The sequence below is a fragment of the Stenotrophomonas geniculata ATCC 19374 = JCM 13324 genome (assembly GCF_001431625.1).
GTDB classification, from domain to species: domain Bacteria; phylum Pseudomonadota; class Gammaproteobacteria; order Xanthomonadales; family Xanthomonadaceae; genus Stenotrophomonas; species Stenotrophomonas geniculata.
Genome location: NZ_LLXT01000079.1, coordinates 36,539 through 56,883, shown reverse-complemented (window position 1 = coordinate 56,883; position 20,345 = coordinate 36,539). Strand labels below are relative to the sequence as shown.

The 20,345-nt window shown below is 66.2% G+C and carries 16 protein-coding genes and 4 tRNA genes; 15 read left to right on the top strand and 5 right to left on the bottom strand.

Annotated features, from left to right (window positions below):
• Positions 1-379: 379 nt before the first annotated feature.
• From ppk2 to hemA, 4 genes are read right to left on the bottom strand one after another with little or no spacing between them, the layout of a single operon-like run.
• On the bottom strand, positions 380-1,162 hold the full coding sequence (ppk2, locus tag ARC63_RS04420; protein WP_019338137.1) for a polyphosphate kinase 2: 783 nt from the start codon (positions 1,160-1,162) through the stop codon (positions 380-382).
• Between the two features lie 46 nt (positions 1,163-1,208).
• On the bottom strand, positions 1,209-2,915 hold the full coding sequence (locus ARC63_RS04415) for an O-linked N-acetylglucosamine transferase, SPINDLY family protein (RefSeq protein WP_057502612.1): 1,707 nt from the start codon (positions 2,913-2,915) through the stop codon (positions 1,209-1,211).
• A gap of 5 nt (positions 2,916-2,920) precedes the next feature.
• Positions 2,921-4,003, bottom strand: a complete 1,083-nt coding sequence (gene prfA, locus ARC63_RS04410; RefSeq protein WP_057502611.1) for a peptide chain release factor 1 — start codon at positions 4,001-4,003, stop codon at positions 2,921-2,923.
• Positions 3,981-5,264 carry a glutamyl-tRNA reductase gene (gene hemA / locus ARC63_RS04405; protein ID WP_010481752.1) on the bottom strand — a complete coding sequence of 428 codons (1,284 nt, stop codon included), beginning with the start codon at positions 5,262-5,264 and terminating at the stop codon, positions 3,981-3,983. Before hemA ends, prfA begins: the two co-directional genes overlap by 23 nt.
• Before the next feature lie 63 nt (positions 5,265-5,327).
• Between hemA and ARC63_RS04400 the strand changes: the two genes are divergently transcribed.
• The 9 genes from ARC63_RS04400 (at position 5,328) to ychF (ending at position 12,891) form a co-directional block, all read left to right on the top strand.
• Positions 5,328-7,013, top strand: coding sequence for a tetratricopeptide repeat protein (locus ARC63_RS04400; RefSeq protein WP_197657125.1), 1,686 nt, complete (start codon positions 5,328-5,330; stop codon positions 7,011-7,013).
• The gene (gene lolB, locus ARC63_RS04395; protein WP_057502609.1) at positions 7,010-7,669 is read left to right on the top strand and encodes a lipoprotein insertase outer membrane protein LolB; all 660 of its coding nucleotides are present in this window, start codon (positions 7,010-7,012) and stop codon (positions 7,667-7,669) included. The genes ARC63_RS04400 and lolB overlap by 4 nt, the downstream gene beginning before the upstream one ends.
• Positions 7,666-8,535 (top strand): 4-(cytidine 5'-diphospho)-2-C-methyl-D-erythritol kinase, encoded by an 870-nt coding sequence (gene ispE, locus ARC63_RS04390; RefSeq protein WP_057502608.1) that lies wholly within the window; start codon positions 7,666-7,668, stop codon positions 8,533-8,535. Before lolB ends, ispE begins: the two co-directional genes overlap by 4 nt.
• Positions 8,536-8,546: 11 nt before the next feature.
• Positions 8,547-8,623 (top strand) — tRNA-Gln (locus ARC63_RS04385).
• Positions 8,624-8,763: 140 nt separating this feature from the next.
• Positions 8,764-9,723, top strand: coding sequence for a ribose-phosphate diphosphokinase (locus ARC63_RS04380; RefSeq protein ID WP_005415400.1), 960 nt, complete (start codon positions 8,764-8,766; stop codon positions 9,721-9,723).
• Between the two features lie 110 nt (positions 9,724-9,833).
• Positions 9,834-10,451: a 50S ribosomal protein L25/general stress protein Ctc gene (locus ARC63_RS04375; RefSeq protein ID WP_010481743.1), complete on the top strand. Its 618-nt coding sequence runs from the start codon at positions 9,834-9,836 to the stop codon at positions 10,449-10,451.
• Between the two features lie 48 nt (positions 10,452-10,499).
• Entirely contained in the window at positions 10,500-11,078 is a 579-nt protein-coding gene (pth, locus tag ARC63_RS04370) for an aminoacyl-tRNA hydrolase (protein WP_057502607.1), read from the top strand.
• A 2-nt stretch (positions 11,079-11,080) separates the two neighbouring features.
• On the top strand, positions 11,081-11,701 hold the full coding sequence (locus ARC63_RS23585) for a DMP19 family protein (RefSeq protein WP_029379776.1): 621 nt from the start codon (positions 11,081-11,083) through the stop codon (positions 11,699-11,701).
• A gap of 98 nt (positions 11,702-11,799) precedes the next feature.
• The gene (gene ychF / locus ARC63_RS04360; RefSeq protein WP_057502606.1) at positions 11,800-12,891 is read left to right on the top strand and encodes a redox-regulated ATPase YchF; all 1,092 of its coding nucleotides are present in this window, start codon (positions 11,800-11,802) and stop codon (positions 12,889-12,891) included.
• A gap of 631 nt (positions 12,892-13,522) precedes the next feature.
• Here ychF and ARC63_RS04355 read toward each other — a convergent pair.
• Positions 13,523-16,261, bottom strand: coding sequence for a TonB-dependent receptor plug domain-containing protein (locus ARC63_RS04355; RefSeq protein ID WP_057502605.1), 2,739 nt, complete (start codon positions 16,259-16,261; stop codon positions 13,523-13,525).
• 170 nt (positions 16,262-16,431) lie between these two features.
• Here ARC63_RS04355 and ARC63_RS04350 point away from each other — a divergent pair, with 170 nt between their 5' ends.
• The 6 genes from ARC63_RS04350 to tuf all read left to right on the top strand — a co-directional run bounded on the left by ARC63_RS04350 (position 16,432) and on the right by tuf (position 20,284).
• The gene (locus ARC63_RS04350) at positions 16,432-17,451 is read left to right on the top strand and encodes a cyanophycinase (RefSeq protein WP_057502613.1); all 1,020 of its coding nucleotides are present in this window, start codon (positions 16,432-16,434) and stop codon (positions 17,449-17,451) included.
• Between the two features lie 138 nt (positions 17,452-17,589).
• Complete coding sequence (locus ARC63_RS04345; RefSeq protein WP_057502604.1) at positions 17,590-18,606, top strand: isoaspartyl peptidase/L-asparaginase family protein; 1,017 nt, start codon at positions 17,590-17,592, stop codon at positions 18,604-18,606.
• 137 nt (positions 18,607-18,743) lie between these two features.
• Positions 18,744-18,829: transfer RNA gene (locus ARC63_RS04340), tRNA-Tyr, on the top strand.
• Between the two features lie 24 nt (positions 18,830-18,853).
• Positions 18,854-18,927, top strand: a tRNA-Gly gene (locus ARC63_RS04335).
• Positions 18,928-18,976: 49 nt separating this feature from the next.
• Positions 18,977-19,052, top strand: a tRNA-Thr gene (locus tag ARC63_RS04330).
• 41 nt (positions 19,053-19,093) lie between these two features.
• Positions 19,094-20,284: an elongation factor Tu gene (gene tuf / locus ARC63_RS04325; protein ID WP_014036096.1), complete on the top strand. Its 1,191-nt coding sequence runs from the start codon at positions 19,094-19,096 to the stop codon at positions 20,282-20,284.
• Positions 20,285-20,345: the final 61 nt, after the last annotated feature.

The window sequence follows — 20,345 nt, the reverse complement described above, 5'->3', positions numbered from 1 at the left end:
CCACCCCGCCTTCGACAGTTCTCCGCGATCTGTCGGAATGCATGGCCTGCTCTTGGTGGGTGTCGACCCTGGTCGACACGTAGATCCACGCCATGCGTGGATGCTCTTCGTTCAATTGTCGAAATATTCGATTTCAATGGAGATTCATCCACGCATGGCGTGGATCTACCTCCGTCACCGGAAATCCGTCGGGGATGGGGTGGTGTGGGGTGGCAGGACCGTTGGCGCCATGGATGGCGCCATCGAGCCCCCATGGATGGGTTTACGGCGTGTCCTGCCAACCCACACCACCCCAGCCAACAAGCAAAACTCCCAGAGCCGGCTGTTGCCGTTGCTCTGGCTTCGGCAGGTGCAGGGCCGCAGGCCCTGCCGACCCCCCCTATTCCTCGACCGGGAAATCCTCGATCGGCTTCAGCACATCGTAGTGCTCGCGATGCAGCTTGCCCTTCAGCTTCGGCAGCTCCGGCAACGGCGCATCCACCCGCGTATCCGGCAGCCGGTCCAGCAGGTTGCGCACCAGGGTCAGCCGGCCCAGCCGCTGGTCGTTGAAATCCACCAGCGTCCACGGCGCCGCCTCACGATGCGTCGCGCGCAGCATTGCCTCGCGGGCCTCGGTGTAAGCGCTGTACTTGCTGCGCGATTTCAGGTCGACCGGGGAGAGCTTCCAGCCCTTCAGCGGATCGAGATGGCGTTCGGCGAAGCGCTTTTCCTGCTGCTCCTGGTCCACGCACAGCCAGTACTTGAACAGCAGGATGCCGTCGTCCACCAGCAGCTGTTCGAACACCGGCGCCTGATGCAGGAACTGCTGGTACTCGGTTTCGCTGCAATAGCCCATCACCCGCTCGACGCCTGCGCGGTTGTACCAGCTGCGGTCCATCAGCACGATCTCGCCGGCGGCCGGCAGGTGCGAGGCGTAGCGCTGGAAGTACCACTGCGTGGCTTCGCGGTCGGTGGGCTTGGGCAGCGCCACCACCCGGCATTGGCGCGGGTTGAGGTGCTGGCTGATGGCCTGGATCGCGCCGCCTTTGCCTGCGGTATCACGTCCCTCGAACAGCACCAGCAGGCGTTGCCCGCTGTGCTGCACCCAGCGCGCCATGGCGGTCAGTTCCAGCTGCAAAGGCAGCAGCAGTTCGTCGTAGTCCTTGCGCTTGAGCTTGGCCATCGTCACACCACGCGGGGAGGAATCCGGAGCGTAGCGCAGGGATCGCTCAAGCGATGTCGAGGCCCTGCCAGCCCTGTTCGCCCGCCAGATGCTGCAGCAGCGCCGAAAGGTCGTGGGCAAATCCGGCCATGTCGAACAGGCCGCTGTCTTCGTGTGCCTGTGCCAGTTCAGCGCGCAATGCCGCCAGTGCTGCCGGATCGTTGCCCAGCGCGCTGGCGGTGGCGATGAACCCGGCATCGTCGGCGACATTCATCCGTGCCAACCCCAGATGGTGGTTGAGGCTGCCGGCCACGCGCGCGGCGAAGGTGTCGCCGGGGCAAGTCAGCACCGGGCAGCCGGCCCACAGCGCATCGGAGGCGGTGGTGTGGGCGTTGTACGGATACGTGTCCAGGAACAGGTCGGCCAGCTGATATCGGGCCAGGTACTGCGGATGCGGCAGCTTGGCCATGAACACCAGGCGCGCCGGGTCCAGGCCTGCGGTCTGTGCGGCGGCACGCAGGCGCGCATCGGCCTGGCCGGGGCCGGACATCAGCCACAGCACGCTGCCGGGCACTGCCTGCAGAATGGCGAAGGCGCGGCCCATGCTGCGCGGGTTGAGCTTGTAGCTGTTGTTGAAGCAGCAGAACACCACGCCCTGTTCGGGCAGGCCGCAGTCGGCGCGGCTCGGCGCAGGCGCCAGCACGCGGGTGTTGTCCGACGGCTGGAAGGCGCGCGGCAGGCGCAGCACGCGTTCGCTGTAGTGCGGCTCCAGTGCGGGTGGCAGGGCGAAGGCATCGCCGATCACCGCATCCATCCACGGCGCGCCCGAGGTGCCCGGATAAGCCAGCCAGTTCAACTGCAGCGGGGCAGGGCGCATCGCCAGCACTTCCGGCGTGCCGCCGCCGCCCCAGCCGCGCAGGTCGAACAACAGGTCGATGCCCTGTGCGCGGATGCGCGCGGCAGTGTCTGCATGGCGCAGGCCAGCCACATCATGCAGCTGTGTGGCCGTCTGCAGGCGCTGGCGGATGCGGCTGCCGTCGTCGCGGTTCAACGCGAACAGATGCAGCTGCAACGCCGGGTCGTGACGCAGCTGCTCGAACAGGGCCACGGTCAGCAGCCCGGTGGGATGGGCGCCAAAACCATTGGAAAGGAAACCGACGCGCAGGGGGCCGTGCGCGCGCACCTTCACGGCAGGAAGGGGACGTACCCCCGAAGCAACCACTGCGGCGCGTGCACGCGCGCAGGCCAGCTGTTCGGCCGCGCTGGCATCCTCGCTGAGGAACGCGAACGGTTCGACCACGCCTTGCCCGGTGGCCAGGGCGCCACGCACCTGTGTGGCCAGCGCCTCCACGTCCTGCCAGTCGCAGAGGCGACGCTGCCAGGCCAGGCGCTGCGCGGCGATATAGGGTTCGTCCGGCATCAGCGCATGTGCACGGCGATAGGCCGCCGCCGCGCCTTCTGCATCATCGGCATCTTCCAGCGCATGGCCCAGCCACAACGCGATGCCGGGGTGCTGCGGGGCCAGCGCCGAGGCCTGGCCGAGCAGCTTCGCTGCGTCGGCATGCGCGCCGGCCATCCAGGCCACGCGACCCAACCGTGCCAGTGCTTCAGGGTGATTCGGGCGCAGCTGCAGGGCACGTCGCGCGGCCTGTTCGCCGGCGGCAATGTCGCCGGCTTCCAGTTCCACATCGGCCAGCATGACCCAGGCGACGAAGTCGCCGGGCTGGCGTGCAATCGCCTGTTGCAGGTGCTGTCGCTGCTGCCAGGCCGTCATCGTGCTCAGCCCGCCGACAGCTGGGCCAGGGCGTCGACCTGGTGCTCGTGGCTGAGCCGCTGCAGCAGCGGATCGAGGTCGCCGGCCAGTACGTTGGGCAGGTCGTACAGCGTCAGGCCTTCCACACGGTGGTCGGTGATCCGGCCCTGCGGGAAGTTGTAGGTGCGGATGCGCTGGCTGCGGTCGCCGCTGCCGACCTGCAGGCGCCGCGATTCGGCCTGCGCCGCGTCCTGGCGCTGGCGCTCGGCGTCCAGTAGTTGTGCTTTCAGGCGTTTCATCGCCTTGTCGCGGTTGGCGTGCTGGCTGCGCTCGGTCTGGCATTCCACCACCACGCCGGTCGGCACGTGGGTGATGCGGATGGCCGATTCGGTCTTGTTCACGTGCTGGCCGCCGGCACCGGACGAGCGGAACGTATCCACCTTCAGGTCGGCCGGGTTGATGGCGATGTCATCGACCTCATCGGCCTCGGGAATGATCGCTACGGTGGCCGCCGAGGTGTGGATGCGGCCCTGAGATTCGGTGGCCGGCACGCGCTGCACGCGATGCGTACCCGATTCGAACTTCAGGCGCGAGAACGCTCCACGGCCGACCACGCGCGCCACCACTTCCTTGTAGCCGCCGTGCTCGCCCGGACTGTCCGATTCGATCTCGACCTTCCAGCCCTGGCGTTCGGCGTAGCGGGCGTACATGCGGAACAGGTCGCCGGCAAAGATCGCTGCCTCGTCGCCGCCGGTACCCGCGCGCACTTCCAGGAACAGGTTGCCTTCGTCGCGCGGGTCGCGCGGCACCAGCAGCAGCGCCAGCTCCTGCTCCAGTTCCTGCAGGCGCGCCTGTGCAGCAGCGATTTCCTCGTCGGCCAGCTCGCGCAGGTCGGGGTCGGCGCGCATGCCTTCGGCGGCTGCCAGATCGGCCTTGGCACGGGCTTCATCAGCCAGGGCGATGGCGATCGGTTCAAGTTGGGCGAATTCGCGCGAAAGGTCGCGGAAACGAGTGTTGTCGGCGACCACATCGGGTTCGGCGAGCAGGCGTTCCAGTTCTTCGCGGCGCTCGGCCAGCGCTTCCAGCTTACGGCGCAGGGTCGGCGTCATCGGGTCTCACGGGTGGGTGGCGGTAACCCGGCGTGGCCGGGAACAGGCGCTCGGCGGCGCGGGTCAGGTCGGCATCGCCACTCAGCGCGGCCGCACGCAGGGCGGCGGTCGGCGGATGCAGCAGGCGGTTGGTCAGGCCGTGGGCAAGCAGCTCCAGCACTTCATCGGCCGGCTTGCCGTTGGCCAGTTGCTGGCGTGCGCGCTCCAGCAGCTCGGCGCGGGTGGCTTCGCCGAACGCGCGCAGCTGCCGCAGCGGCGCCTGGTGAGCGCTGGCCTGCTGGGTCTCGACGAAGCGCGACACCTGCAGGTCGATGATCGCCTCGGCTTCGGCGGCGGCCTCACGGCGGCCACGGCGGTTGTCTTCCACCGCACGCTCGAGATCGTCCACGGTGTAGAGGAAGGCATCGTTGAGCGTGCCGACCTCGGCCTCGATGTCGCGCGGTACGGCCAGGTCGAACAGCAGCATCGGCTTGTGCCGGCGCGCGCGCAGGGCCTTGGCCACCATCTCGCGATGGATCACCGGTTCGCGCGCAGCGGTGGCCGAGAACACCACGTCGGCCTCGCCCAGGTGGCGGTCCAGTTCGGTCAGCGGCAGGGCCACGCCGCCATGGCGGCTGGCAAGTTCCTGCGCGTGGGCGAGGGTGCGGTTGGCGATCAGCAGCCGGCGTACCTTGCCTTCGCTCAGGTGCCGTGCAGCCAGTTCGATGGTCTCGCCGGCACCGACCAGCAGCACGGTGGAATCGTCCAGCCGGGCGAACGCGTTCTGCGCCAGGCGCACTGCGGCCGACGCCACCGATACCGGGTTGGCGCCGACCTGGGTATCGGTGCGCGCACGCTTGGCCACCGAGAAGGTCTGCTGGAACAGGCGGTCCAGGCGCTGGCCGAGCAGGCCGTGGTCGCGCGCGGTCGACCAGGCATCCTTCACCTGGCCGAGGATCTGCGGTTCACCCAGCACCATCGAATCCAGGCCGGTGGCGACCCGGAACAGGTGGCGCACGGCTTCGGCATCGGCGTGCTGGTACAGGTAGCCCTGCAGGTCGCCGGCCTGGGTGTGCAGCCACTGGTCCAGCGCCTGTGCCGAATCGGCCACGGCATACAGCTCGGTGCGGTTGCAGGTGGACAGCAGCACCGCCTCGGCGATCTGCGGGGTATCGCGCAGCGAACCGAGCGCGCGCGGCAACGCCTCACCGGCGAAGGCCGCGCGCTCGCGCAGCTCCACCGGTGCGGTCTGGTGATTCAGTCCGAGCACCCACAGGGTCATTGTTCAGTTGCTTGCGATAAGCTGCTGGCCATTGGACGACATTTTAAGGCCCCGATGCCGACGATGCCCGCATTGATTCGCATCCCCAGTGTTCTGCTGCTGTCCCTGGCCTGCAGCCAGGCCCTGGCGGCGGTGCCGGCCAAGGCCCCTGTAAGGGCCCCGGCCACTGAGGAACTGGCGCTGGAGCCGGTGATGGCCGGTGAGTTCGCCCTGCAGGCCGGCAAGCTGGCTGAGGCCGCGCGCTGGTACCTGCAGGCGGCCCAGCAGACCGACGGCGACGCCGGCCTGGCCGAGCGTGCGACCCGCATTTCCATGCTCGCCAACGATGATGCCAGCGCGGCCAAGGGCCTGGCCCTGTGGCAACAGCGGGCCCCGCGCTCATTGACCATGCGCAGTGCGGCCGGTGCGCTGGCCATGCGCCAGGGCGATGTGAAGGCTGCCCGCACCGAACTGCAGGGCCTGCTGGCCGACTCCGACGAGCGTGGTTGGAAGTTTGCCCTGGCCGCCCTGATCGGTGGGGGGCGCGATCCGGCGGTGCCCGCGCAGGTGCTGGGTGAGCTGGTCGACGCCAACGCCATTCCACCGAAGATCGAAGCCTGGCAGGAGTTCGGCCGCCTCGCCCTGCGCATGGACAAGCCCGAACTGGCGCGGCGCATGATCGATGAAGTGGTCAAGCGCTTCCCTGAAGAACCGCGTGTGGCGTTGCTGCGTGCCAGCCAGCTGCAGCAGGCCGGGGAGACCGGCAAGGCGCTGTCGCTGCTGCAGGATGTGGAGCCTAAGACCCGCCAGGACCCGGAACTGCGCAATGCGGTGGCCATTGCCTACGACAGCCTCGGCCAGCCGTCCGCGGCCGAGCGCGTGCTGGCCTTTGGCCCGCAGGACGTGCAGACCTGGGGCATGCGCGCTTCGCTGCTGGCCAAGCAGGGCGACAAGGCGGCGCTGTCCAACCTCTACAACGAACTGTCGCGGCAGGCGGCCAAGCCGGACCCGGCGCAGCGCCTGCTGCTGGGCAAGATCGCCGAGTACCTGAAGCGTTATCCCGAGGCGGTGCAGTGGTATCACAGCGTGCCCGGCGGCGATGAGCTGAGCGAAGCGCGCCTGCGTGCGGCCAACGCCCAGGCCCTGGCCGGGCGCCTGCCGCTGGCACTGGATGAGGTGCACGCGATCCAGTCCGATGCGGTGGTTGACGACGACGTGCGCCGCGACGCCTACCTGCTGGAAGCGGAACTGCGCCAGCGCGCCGACGACAGCGCCGGTGAACTGGATGCGCTGGCCCGCGGCCTGGCCGCTTACCCGGATGACAACGGCCTGCTGTACGCCCGTGCGCTCACCTGGGAACGCCGCGATGACATTCCGCGCGCCGAGGCCGATCTGCGCAAGATCCTGGTGACCGACCCGGAGAACGTGCCGGCTTTGAACGCGCTGGGCTACACCCTGGCCGATCGCACCGGCCGCCTGCAGGAAGCACTGGAGCTGATCGACCGCGCCCGTGTGGCCGAACCGGACAACGCCGCCATCGTCGACAGCTATGGCTGGGTGTTGTATCGCCTGGGCCGCAAGGAAGAAGCACTGGTGCAGCTGCGCCGGGCCTGGACCCTGGCCAAGGACCCGGAGATCGCTTCCCACGTTGGCGAAGTGCTGTGGGTGCTGGGCAAGCATGACGAGGCCCGCCACTTCTTCGAAGAAGCGGCCAAGCTCGATCCTGAAAACCGCGCGCTGCTGCGCGCCCGCGAGAAATTCAATCCATGAGTGTTTCCCTGATCCGGCCGATGCTGTTGGTGGCCGTGACCCTGGCGGTGACCGCCTGTACCAGCGTGGGTACGCAGAAGACCGCGCCACCGGCGGTGGTCGAGACGGTTTCGGCCGAAGCGGCGCAGGCCGAGGCGGCGCGCGTGGCCGCGCTGCAGGCACAGTCGGACTGGGCCTTCCAGGGCCGGGTCGCGGTCAGCAAGGGCAAGGACGGCGGCAGCGGTCGCATCGACTGGAAGCAGGAGGGGCGCCGCTATGTGGTCGAGCTGAGCGCGCCGGTGACCCGGCAGAGCTGGAAGCTGACCGGCGATACCCATTCCGAAGCCGGTCGCCTTGAGGGACTGGCCGGCGGGCCGCGTGACGGCGAGGACGCCCAGCAGCTGCTGCTGGAGGCCACTGGCTGGGACATCCCGGTCAACCAGCTGCCGCAGTGGATCCGTGGCCTGGTGGCTGGCGATGCTGCCGGTCCGGAGAAGGTCGAGCGCGACGGTGAAGGCCGGCCGCGTCGTATGCAGCAGATGGGCTGGCAGGTGCAGTACCTGGACTGGTACCCGGCCGAGGCCGGGCGTCCGGCGCTGCCACGCCGGATAGAAGCCAGCCATGGTGACGCCAAGGTGCGCCTGCTGGTGGATCAGTGGGGGCAGGGCGCCCCATGAGTGCCGGGTGCGATGACGCGGGCTGGTCCTGGTGGCCGGCCCCGGCCAAGCTGAACCTGTTCCTGCATATCACCGGTCGCCGCGCCGATGGCTACCACGAGCTGCAGACCGTGTTCCGGCTGCTGGACTGGGGCGACCGCATTGGTCTGCGCCTGCGTGAAGACGGGCAGGTGCGTCGTGAGGGCGAGGGGCTGGCCGGCGTTGCCGAGGCGGATGATCTGGCGGTACGCGCCGCACGGATTCTGAAAGACGCGGCCAATATCGCGCAAGGCGCCGACATCATCGTCGAAAAGCGCGTTTCTGCCGGCGGTGGCTTTGGCGGCGGTTCCTCCGATGCCGCCACCGTGCTGGTGGTGCTGAACCGGCTCTGGCGGGCCGGTCTGGATGAGGACGCGCTTGCTGCGTTGGGCCTGCGCCTGGGCGCGGACGTGCCGGTGTTCGTGCGCGGGCGCAATGCCTGGGCCGAAGGGGTGGGCGAACGCCTGCAGCCCATCGTGCTGGAACCGGCCTGGTATGTGGTGGTTGAACCGGGCGTTCATGTTCCCACCCCGGCCCTGTTCGCAGACCCGGATTTGACGCGCGACAGCCCAGTGGCGAAAATAGAGGACTTCGCTTCCGGGACCCTGGTCGGGAACGCGTTCGAACCGGTGCTGCGCCGCCGTGAGCCTGCCGTCGAGGCAGCGTTCGCCGCGTTGAGCGATATCGGCACGGCGCGGCTGACCGGTTCGGGAAGTGGTTGTTTCGTCGAGTTCGCATCGCAGTCTGCCGCAGAGCAGGGACGGTCGAAGTTGCCGAAGGAGTTGCGGGCAAGGGTGGCAGCGGGCGTTGCGCGTTCGCCACTGCTGGATGCACTCGAGCAACACTGATTTATCAATGCAGGGGCGTCGCCAAGAGGCCCAAGGCACCAGGTTTTGATCCTGGCATTCGTAGGTTCGAATCCTACCGCCCCTGCCAATAGCGGCTGTGTCCGCGCCTTCCAGCGCATCGCCCGCGCGGGACGTGGAAACAACCGCGGTGTTGTCAGCAGCAAGGGTCCATCAGGGTCCTTGCCGACTCCGGATCCCCGCCACTCGTCCCCGCCCGAGACAATCATGATGCAAGAGTCCCCGAACCTGCTGGTCTTTTCCGGCAACGCCAACAAACGTCTGGCGCAGAATATCTGCAAGGAACTGGGGGTTCGCCCGGGCAAGGCGCTGGTCTCGCACTTCTCTGATGGCGAAGTGCAGGTGGAGATCGAAGAGAACGTCCGCAAGCAGGACGTGTTCGTGATCCAGCCGACCTGCGCGCCGAGCGCGGAAAACCTGATGGAACTGCTGGTGCTGATCGACGCGCTCAAGCGCGCATCGGTGGCCAGCGTGACCGCCGTGGTGCCGTACTTCGGCTACTCGCGCCAGGATCGCCGCATGCGTTCCTCGCGCGTGCCGATCACCGCCAAGCTGGCGGCGAAGATGTTCAGCACCGCTGGCGCTGATCGCGTGCTGACCGTCGACCTGCACGCTGACCAGATCCAGGGCTTCTTCGATATTCCGGTGGACAACGTGTATGCGTCCCCGCTGCTGCTGGCCGACATCTGGCGCGCCTACGGCACCGAGAACCTGATCGTTGTGTCGCCGGACGTGGGCGGCGTGGTCCGCGCCCGTGCGGTGGCCAAGCGCCTGGATGACGCCGACCTGGCGATCATCGACAAGCGCCGCCCGCGCGCCAACGTCTCCACCGTGATGAACATCATCGGTGACGTCGAAGGCAAGACCTGCGTGATGGTCGATGACATCGTCGACACCGCCGGCACCCTGTGCGCCGCTGCCGCTGCCCTGAAGGCGCGCGGTGCGCTCAAGGTCGCTGCCTACTGCACCCACGCGGTGCTGTCGGGCCCGGCAGTGGACAACATCACCAATTCCCAGCTCGACGAGCTGGTGGTGACCGACACCATCCCGCTGAAGGACGCCGCGCGGGTGTGCAGCAAGATCCGCCAGCTGAGCGTGGCGGAAATGCTGGCCGAAACGATGCGCCGCATCGCCTTCGGTGAGTCGGTCAGCTCGCTGTACGTCGACTGAGTTTTTCGTCCCTGCCGGCAACGGCAGGGACATACCCCGGGTGCTTCTGGTCGCGGAAGCATCTTCAACCGCCACGCCGCAGGGCGCGGCAACAACCTGAGTAGTCGAAAATGTCGAAGACCCATGAAATCAAGGTCACCAAGCGTGAACTGCAGCGTAAGGGTGCGAGCCGCCGCCTGCGTCACGCCGGTGTGATCCCGGCCATCGTGTACGGCGGCAACGCCGAGCCGGTCGCCATCAGCCTGGACCACAACGAAATCTGGCTGGCCCAGCAGAACGAGTGGTTCTATGCCTCGATCCTGGACCTGAACCTGGACGGCCAGGTGCAGAAGGTCCTGCTGCGTGACATGCAGCGCCACCCGTACAAGCAGCTGATCATGCACCTGGACTTCCAGCGCGTGAACGAGAACGAAGCCCTGACCGCTTCGGTCCCGCTGCACTTCGTCAACGAAGACACCTCGCCGGCCGGCAAGGCTGCCGACGTCGTGGTCACCCACGAACTGAAGGAAGTGACCATCACCTGCCTGCCGAAGGACCTGCCGGAGTCGATCGAAGTCGACCTGGGTGAGCTGAAGGCCGGTGACGTGGTGTACCTGTCCAACATCAAGCTGCCGAAGGGCGTGGAAATCCCGGCCCTGGCGCTGGGCAAGGACCACGACGACGCCATCGTCACCGCCAAGGCCGGCAAGGCCGACGAGGCTGACGAAGAAGCGGCTGCCGCCGAGTAATACCGTTACGGTGCCTGCCTCCGGGCAGGCACCGTACTGGAAGGAACCATGGCAGGACTGCGACTGATCGTCGGTCTGGGCAACCCCGGATCGGAACACGCCCGGACCCGGCACAATGCCGGGTTTCATTTCGTTGAGGCCCTGGCGGAAAAAGCCGGTGCGCGATGGAATGTGGACAGCAAGCTGTTCGGCGAGACCGCCAAGGTCGAGATCGCCGGGCAGACGGTGTGGCTGCTCAAGCCCGCCACCTTCATGAACCTCAGCGGCAAGTCGGTCACCGCCGCGCAGCGGTTCTGGAAGATCGAGCCGGAAGAGACCCTGCTGGCCCATGACGAACTGGACCTGGCGCCCGGTGTGGCGCGGCTGAAGTTCGACGGTGGCCACGGTGGTCAGAACGGCCTGCGTGACACCATCCGCCTGCTCGGCCACGGCAGGTTCCATCGCCTGCGCGTGGGCATCGGCCATCCCGGCCACAAGGACCGCGTGGTGGGTTGGGTGCTGGGGCGCCCGTCGAAGGACGACGACGTGCTGATCGCGCGCGCCATCGATGATGCGATCGACGTGATGCCGCTGGCGGTGCAGGGCGATTTCAGCGAAGCGATGAAGCGGCTGCATACCCCGCGCTGACCATGACTGACCCGCGTATTCCCTGCACCGTGTGTGGCGCCATGATCCTGCTGGCGACGGCGGCCCGGAACGATGGGCTCTGCATGCCGTGCCGGAATGGCACGCGGCAAAGCATGGAAATGGCGAAAGCACGAGATCGGCATATTCGCGAAGAGCGCAAGCGTTTCGGGGAATCTGCAGAGGGGCGGCATTGGCATTGGTTGATCGAACAGGTCCACGGGAACGGTTGTGGATTTGCCGGACTGTCAGTGCAGGATCAGCGTTACTTTGCGATCAACGCGCTCATCAATGATGTCTATCGTGGAGGGCTTGATGCCTATTTCCTCAATTCTGCTGGCGCCTACATTGCTGAAGCGCTTGCAGGGCTTGGGGAGATGCAGCAGCTTGACGTGCGAGACATCGTGCTCGCGGCCCAGCAGCTACTGTTTGGCAATGAGGCTATGGAAGATCATCATGCGCAGAGGCGCCTGCAGATCTATCGTGCTGACGGGTGGCTCGACGATGAAGTCGAAACAGCACTTGATGCGCTGGATGGGCGATTCTATGCGCTGGTCGATGACGGCAAGCTGGAAGAACTGCTGAAAGCGTACGCAGAACATCACAGGTTGTACGCCGCGTTCTAGCGCGGGCTACTGGAAGGACGATTGGGGATTGAGGGCATGCCCGCAGGCGAGCCTTGAATCCCGAATCATCCACTTACACTCAAACCCGGATTCAACCCATGGGTATCAAATGCGGCATCGTCGGCCTGCCCAACGTCGGCAAGTCGACCCTGTTCAATGCGCTGACCAAGGCGGGTATCGCCGCGGCGAACTTCCCGTTCTGCACCATCGAGCCGAACGTCGGCATCGTGCCGGTGCCGGATCCGCGCCTGAACGAGCTGGCGGGCATCATCAACCCGCAGAAGGTCATCCCGACCGCGGTCGAGTTCGTCGACATCGCCGGCCTGGTGGCCGGTGCCGCCAGCGGTGAAGGCCTGGGCAACAAGTTCCTGGCGCACATCCGCGAAGTCGATGCCATCACCCACGTGGTGCGCTGCTTCGAGCACGGTGACATTGTGCACGTCGCCGGCAAGGTCGACCCGATCTCGGACATCGAAACCATCGATACCGAGCTGGCGCTGGCCGACCTGGACAGCGTCGAGAAGGCGCTGAACCGTGCCGAGCGTGCAGCCAAGGGCGGCGACAAGGACGCAGCGGCGCGCAAGCCGGTGCTGGCCAAGCTGCAGGCGGCACTGTCCGACGGCAAGGCTGGTCGTTCGGTCGGCCTGGATGATGAAGAAAAGGCGCTGGTACGCGACCTGTTCCTGCTGACCCTGAAGCCGGTGATGTACATCGCCAACGTGCTGGAAGACGGTTTCGAGAACAACCCGCACCTGGAAGCCGTGCGCGCGCATGCCGCCGCCGAAGGCGCGCAGGTGGTGCCGGTGTCGGCCGCGATCGAGGAAGAGCTGTCCCAGCTCGACGACGAAGACCGCGATACCTTCCTGGCCGATCTGGGCCTGAGCGAGCCGGGCCTGAACCGCGTGATCAACGCGGCCTACAGCCTGCTGGGCCTGCAGACCTACTTCACTGCGGGCGTGAAGGAAGTCCGTGCGTGGACCGTGCGCAAGGGCGCTACCGCCCCGCAGGCCGCCGCGGTCATCCACACCGACTTCGAGAAGGGCTTCATCCGCGCCGAAACCATCGCGTATGACGACTTCATCAAGTACAAGGGCGAAGCCGGTGCCAAGGAAGCCGGTCGCCTGCGCCTGGAAGGCAAGGAGTACCGCGTGCAGGAAGGCGACATCCTGCACTTCCGCTTCAACGTCTGATCCAGCGGCATCGGATCGACCCCGGACGCCCCGCCTTGTGCGGGGCGTTCGCGTTTCTGGCACCGCCGCCGGTGGCTGGCGAAAAAATGACCATGCTTTGAAACGCTTGCGCGGCAAGTCTCGCGCTCACTTGTCCACACCAAACCCCCACCACTTTCCACGCGCGGTGTGGAAAACCCGGTGTGCCGCTGTAGAGCGGAGCCCATGCATCGGCTGATGCCGGCCGGAGCCGAGCATGGGCTCGGTTCTGCAGGGCTTGTCCGCGGAGCGTGGATAAATATTCGCCACGCTTCCAAACGCCTGCGTGGCAACACTCACAGCCACTTGTCCACACCTAGTTCCCATTGCTCTCCACGTCCGGTGTGGAAAACGATCGAAGGGCATGGACAAAAAATCACCACGCCCGGAAATGCCTGTGAGACAAGGATCGCGCCCACTTGTCCACACCAAGTTCCCATCGCTTTCCACGTGCGGTGTGGAAAACCCGCGTGGCCCGCTCTGGTAGTCGCCCGCCTTGGTGGGCGCTTGGCATATCGGTGTCCACCAAGGTGGGCATCTACCAGAGCCAGGTTCCCAAACAACAAGGCCCGCCAATGGCGGGCCCCGTCGTCCACGTCCTGCGTAACCGCGCTTACAATGCGCTGCCACCGAACTTGTGGGTGTACTGCAGGTTGATGGTGCGGCCGACGCTGTCGAACCAGGACACGTCGTAATACGGATACGCGGTGTAGGTGGCGTCCTTCGGCGGCATCTTGTTGAAGACGTTCACCACCGACAGCGACAGGCGCGCGTGGTCGTCGAAGCGGTACTGCAGCGACGCGTTGTAGCGGTAGGTCGCCTTGATGTACGGGCTGTCGCCGCTTTCCCACTCGAAGATCTGGTCGTAGCTGTCCGATGTCGGCAGCTTGCCCAGGCGCGAGCCATAGACCGTGGCCGACCACGCGTCCTTCTCCCAGGTCACGCTCAGGCTGGTCTTGGTGCGCGGAATATCGAAACCGCTGTTGACCGCGAACTGATCTTCGACGGGGTCACCGGGGTAGCGCTGGAAATCGTGCTTCTTCACCCAGGTGTGGGTGCCGTTGAGGATGAAATCACCAATGCCGGTCTGCAGGCGGTAGCGCAGGCCGACGTCGATGCCGGAGGTCGACTCGCGGGCGACGTTGATCGGGGCGACGCGTACGCCGTACAGGCGGCCATCACTGGTGCGGGTGATGCGGTCGAGCGCGTCCACGCAGGTCGGCGAGTTGATTTCGGCAGTACCCAGGCGGCAGTTCGCTTCACTGGCCAGTATCGTGCGCACGTCCATGTCCTGCACCTGCTTGCGCATGTCGATGTCGAACCAGTCCACCGACAGGTCCAGGCCGATCGCCGGCGACCAGACAAAGCCGGCGCTCCACGAGGTGCTGGTTTCCGGGTCGAGCTGGCGGTTGCCGGTGCGGCTGCGGATCAGGTTGCGCTCGTAATCGGAACAGTCGCTGGCTTCCTCGAGGCGGCAGGTGTACAGGTCCTCGGCGCTGGTCTCGTCGTTGCCCGGTCCGGCAAACACGTAGTGCAGGTCCGGTGCACGGAATGCGGTGCCGTAGGAGCCGCGCACCAGCAGGGTATCGATCGGGCGCCATTCCAGGCCGCCGCTCCAGGTGGCCTTGCCGATGGTGTGGCCCGAATAGCGGTACTGGTCGTAGCGGCCGGCCACGCTCAGGTTGACCGTCTCGTGCAGCGGCATGCGCAGCTCGGCCGCCGTGGCCCAGCGGTTGCGCGAACCGTTGCCGTCCGAATCCTTCCAGCTGTAGTAGTAGTACTGGGTCGCCAGCGGATCGGGATTCAGCGAGTACGCCTGCTGGCCCACTTCCACGGTCGCGGCGAAGCCGGCGTCACCGCCCGGCAGGCCGAACAGCGCGGAATTGGTCAGCGTGAACGCGGCGGTCTCGGTGCGCGACTTCGGGGTGTAAGTGGTACGCGCCGCGATCGAGTCGTACTCGGCGCGGGTCAGTGGCCGGTACAGGCGTGACGGATCGGCGTTGTAGATCGGGAAACCGTCGTCGTCCACGCCCAGCTGCGGGCCCAGGAACAGGTCATTGGCCTTGGCGGCGATGATCTGTGCCCAGCTGATCCGCGACTGGTACTGCGAATGGCTCAATGCTGCCTCGTAGTCCCAGTTGCCGGCCAGATTGCCCTTGAAGCCGGTAGTCACGCTGAAGGTCTTCTGCGTGCTGCGCACCATCGCATTGCGCAGGCCACCCATTTCCTCGGGGGAGAACTGGCGCTGCCAGAACTCGATCTCGCCGGTGGCCTGGTTGTTGAAATAGCCCGACTCATCGCCATTGGCGTCCATGCGGCCCCACTTGGTGACGTCGCGCATCAGCGACATCGTGTGGTAGCCCAGCTGCACATCGGCGAACCACTGCTGGCCGTTGTCGAAGTCGTAGCTGAGCGAAGCGTAGCCATTGGCGCCGCGACGCTTGCTGAGGATGGTGCCGTAGCCGATCGAGCTGTCGCTGCCGCAGTAGTAGCCGTAGCGCGGGCGGTACGCGCGGTAGGTGCTGCCCTGGTTCTGCCCGGCCAGCGCTTCGCACGTGGCCGTACCCGGATCCAGGTAGTCGTCGTTGTAGTCCGTGCGCAGGTAAGCGCGGCGGGCGATGCGCGAGCCCTCGGTGGGGCCGTCCTGGGTCGAATCCTGGATGTCGCGCTCGTACGCCCACAGCGGGCTCTGTGACTGCAGCTCGACGCTGTACACCGCGTTGAAATTGCCGCGGCTGAAACCGCTGGCCAGGCTCATGTCGAACGAGTCGCCACCGCCTTCGCTGGTGGTGCCCATGCGCATGTCGATCGTGGTGCCGTCGGCCTTCTTCTTCAGGATGAAGTTGACCACGCCGGCGATCGCGTCCGAGCCGTAGATGGCCGAGGCGCTGCCGGTCAGCACTTCGATGCGCTCGATCATCCCCAACGGGATGTTGGAGACATCGGTGAAGTTGCTGCGGCCCTTGAACGGCATTGGGAAGTCGGCGATGCGGCGGCCATTGACCAGCACCAGCGTGTGATTCGGGCCCAGGCCGCGCAGGTCCACCTGCTGGGCGCCCGGCGAGAAGTCAGCGCCACTGGAGGACTGCTGGCTCTGGGTCTCCCCCCCGTTCTGGGTCATCGCGCGCAGCACGTCCGGCACGGTGGTAAAGCCGCTGGAGCGGATCTGCTCGGCGCTGATCACCGTGATCGGGGCGGGGCCTTCGACCTGGGCGCGCGGAATGCGCGAACCGGTGACCTGCACCGCGTCCAGTTGTTGAACCGAAGAGGAAGCCGGTGCCTGGGCCGCCGCGGAAGCAGCCACGCCCATCAACGCCAGCTGGATCGACCACGCCATCGCCTTTCTACGCATGAGGAATTCTCGGAAATGAAGCCGGCCCGCAGAGGAGGGGCCCTGTCCCCCATTCAGATTTCCGGAATGGGCGCGCGCATTTAACGCCTTTTTCATGCCCTTGACTACTGGATCCCTATCTGGCAAAGAGTGAAAACGCTTGCAAGTCGATTTTGTTCAGGGAGATCAAGATGCGACGCCTCCATTGGACCCTGCGTGCCCCCTTCGCCTGGCTGGCGCTGCTGGTGTTGGCCGTGCCGTTGGCCGCCCTTGCGCAGGACCTGCAGGGCCCGGGTTTCGCCTACTACGAAGCCGGGGATCTCGACGCCCCCCGGCCCGGTCCGCGCGCGCCGGCCATGATGCTGATGGGCGGTGGCGAATGGGTGCCGGAAGCCTTCCATTGGTGGCTGAAGCAGGCTGGCAATGGCCGCGTGCTGATCCTGCGCGCTTCTGGCAGTGACGAACTGCAGGACCGCCTGTATCGCGAGATCGGCGGGGCCACCGCAGTGCAGACGCTGGTGTTCGACAATCGCCGTGGCGCCGATGATCCCGCGGTGCTGCGCGTGGTGGCTGCAGCCGATGCCATCTTCATCGCCGGCGGCGACCAGTCCCGCTACATCCGCTTCTGGAAGGGCACCGCGCTCAACCGCGCGCTCAACGCCCATGTGCGCGCCGGCAAGCCGATTGCCGGTACCAGCGCTGGGCTCGCCATCCTCGGTGGCTATGCCTACGGCGCGATGGACGGCGGCAGCATCACCTCCGCCGGTGCGCTGGCCGACCCGATGGGCAGTGCGGTGACCATGGACAGTGGCTTCCTGCAGATGCCCTACCTGCAGCGCGTGGTCACCGACACCCACTTCGACAAGCGCGATCGGCTTGGCCGCCTGATCGTGTTCGTGGCGCGCGCTGCCCAGGACAGTGGCAACCCCGACATCGTCGGCATCGGCGTCGACGAAGACACTGCCCTGTGCGTGGAGCCCGATGGCCAGGCACAGGTCTACAGTGCTGACGGCGAGGGCAAGGTCTGGGTGGTCAGCCCCGGCCGCGATGCCGACCGCCTGGTCGAAGGCGAGCCGCTGCGCTTCCACGCGGTGCCGGTAACGGTGGTCGCCAGCGGCAGCCGCATGCGCCTGGATGACTTCCAGGCCGAGGCCGACTACCAGGCCGTGGCCGACGTCAGCGACGGCGAGATCGAAGTCATCCGCCAGTGACCCGGCGATCCTGTGGCCACGCATGGGATGCTGTAGAGCCGAGCCCGCGCTCGGCTGCCTTTCAATCGAGGCATCAGCCGAGCATGGGCTCGGCTCTACGATGATGCCTCCCTTGCCCGCCTGCTGGAGACGTACCCGATGAAACTGCGCCTGGCGCTGTCCGCACTGTTGTCCCTGCCCACGCTTGTCCAGGCTGCACCGGCGGCTTCGCCGCTGCTGGTCATCCACGGCGGCGCTGGCGTCGAGCGCAAGGACCTGTCGCCGGCCGAGGAGAAGGCCGCACGTGACGCGCTGCGGGCGGCCCTGTTGAAGGGGCATGCGGAGCTGGCAGCGGGTCGCCCCGCGCTGGCCGCTGTCACCGCCGCGATCACCGTGCTGGAGGACGATCCCACCTTCAACGCCGGCAAGGGCGCGGTGTTCACCCACGACGGCCACAACGAGCTGGATGCGGCCGTCATGGACGGCGCGAGCCAGGCGGCGGGCGCGGTGGCGGGCGTGCAGCGGGTGCGCAACCCGATCCTGCTGGCGCAGACCGTGATGCAGAAGTCCAGGCATGTGATGATGGTCGGGCAGGGCGCCGAAGCCTTCGCGGTCGAGCAGGGCATTTCTCTGGTCGATCCCTCCTATTTCCGTACGGAAAAGCGCTGGCAGCAGCTGCAGCGTGCACTGAAGGAAGAGGCCGGCGGCCAGGCGCATGCCGATCTGGAGACCGCAAAGCACTTCGGGACCGTCGGTGCAGTCGCATTGGATGCACAGGGGCACCTGGCCGCCGGTACCTCCACCGGTGGCATGACCAACAAGCGCTATGGGCGCGTGGGTGATTCGCCGATCATCGGCGCCGGTACCTGGGCTGACGCGCGATGTGCGGTGTCTGGCACCGGCTGGGGCGAGTACTACATCCGTACTGCCGCCGCGCACGAGATCTGCGCGCGCATGCGTTACCAGGGGCAGAGCCCGGAGCAGGCCGGCAAGGGCGTGATCAACGAGACGATCCCACAGATGGGCGGCGACGGTGGTGCGATCGTGCTCGCCGCAGACGGAAAAATGGCCACGCCGTTCAACACCCAGGGCATGTATCGGGGCTGGATTGGCGGCGACGGTGTCCCTCATGTCGCAATTTTCGCCAGCGAGACCCTGCCGGTCCCCGGGCAATAACCTTGCGTATCAATGGGTTTGCGACAGCGTGTGAAAAAAGTGGAAAAAAGCGTTGACAGCCCCCCGTCCCATCAGCAGAATAAGCGGCTCACCACCACACACCGCAACGCTTCGGCGGCAACGGAATGGGGTGGTAAGGAGGGATACCCAAGCGGCCAACGGGGGCAGACTGTAAATCTGCTGGCTTACGCCTTCGGTGGTTCGAATCCACCTCCCTCCACCAGTTTCACGTTGTGACATTCCCGGCGCGGGAGTAGTTCAATGGTAGAACCTCAGCCTTCCAAGCTGATGGTGCGGGTTCGATTCCCGTCTCCCGCTCCATTGAATGAACTTTGAATATTATCGAGTTCATGTCATAATGCAAAACTCGGCTCACGTAGCTCAGTCGGTAGAGCACTTCCTTGGTAAGGAAGAGGTCGAAGGTTCGATTCCTTTCGTGAGCACCATCTTAAGCATCACCTCTCAGACGAATTCGAGATAAGCAGCCATGGCCAAGGGTAAGTTCGAGCGCACCAAGCCGCACGTCAATGTCGGCACCATCGGTCACGTCGACCACGGCAAGACCACGCTGACCGCCGCACTGACCAAGATCGGTGCCGAGCGCTTCGGTGGCGAGTTCAAGGACTACTCCTCGATCGACGCCGCGCCGGAAGAAAAGGCTCGTGGTATCACGATCTCGACCGCGCACGTCGAATACGAATCCCCGATCCGTCACTACGCCCACGTTGACTGCCCGGGCCACGCTGACTACGTCAAGAACATGATCACCGGTGCCGCCCAGATGGATGGCGCGATCCTGGTGTGCTCGGCCGCTGACGGCCCGATGCCGCAGACCCGCGAGCACATCCTGCTGTCGCGTCAGGTCGGCGTGCCGTACATCGTCGTGTTCCTGAACAAGGCCGACATGGTTGACGACGCCGAGCTGCTCGAGCTGGTCGAGATGGAAGTGCGTGAACTGCTGAGCAAGTACGAGTTCCCGGGCGACGACACCCCGATCATCGCCGGTTCGGCCCGCCTGGCGCTGGAAGGCGACCAGAGCGACATCGGCGTGCCGGCCATCCTGAAGCTGGTCGATGCCCTGGACAGCTGGATTCCGGAGCCGGAGCGTGCGATCGACAAGCCGTTCCTGATGCCGGTGGAAGACGTGTTCTCGATCTCGGGCCGCGGCACCGTGGTGACCGGCCGTATCGAGCGCGGCGTGATCAAGGTCGGCGACGAAATCGAAATCGTCGGCATCCGTCCGGTGCAGAAGACCACCGTGACCGGCGTTGAAATGTTCCGCAAGCTGCTGGACCAGGGCCAGGCAGGCGACAACGCTGGCCTGCTGCTGCGCGGCACCAAGCGTGACGACGTCGAGCGTGGCCAGGTCCTGGCCAAGCCGGGCACGATCAAGCCGCACACCAAGTTCGAAGGCGAAGTCTACGTCCTGTCGAAGGACGAAGGCGGCCGTCACACCCCGTTCTTCAACGGCTACCGTCCGCAGTTCTACTTCCGCACCACCGACATCACCGGCGCAGCTGCACTGCCGGAAGGCGTCGAAATGGTGATGCCGGGTGACAACGTCAAGATGGTCGTCACCCTGATCAACCCGGTGGCAATGGACGAAGGCCTGCGCTTCGCCATCCGCGAAGGCGGCCGTACCGTCGGCGCCGGCGTGGTCTCGAAGATCATCGAGTAAGCCTGCAGTACCGGTGGTTGCATAGCGCCGCCGGTTACGCGAATGGCGGGCCGGGAACCTC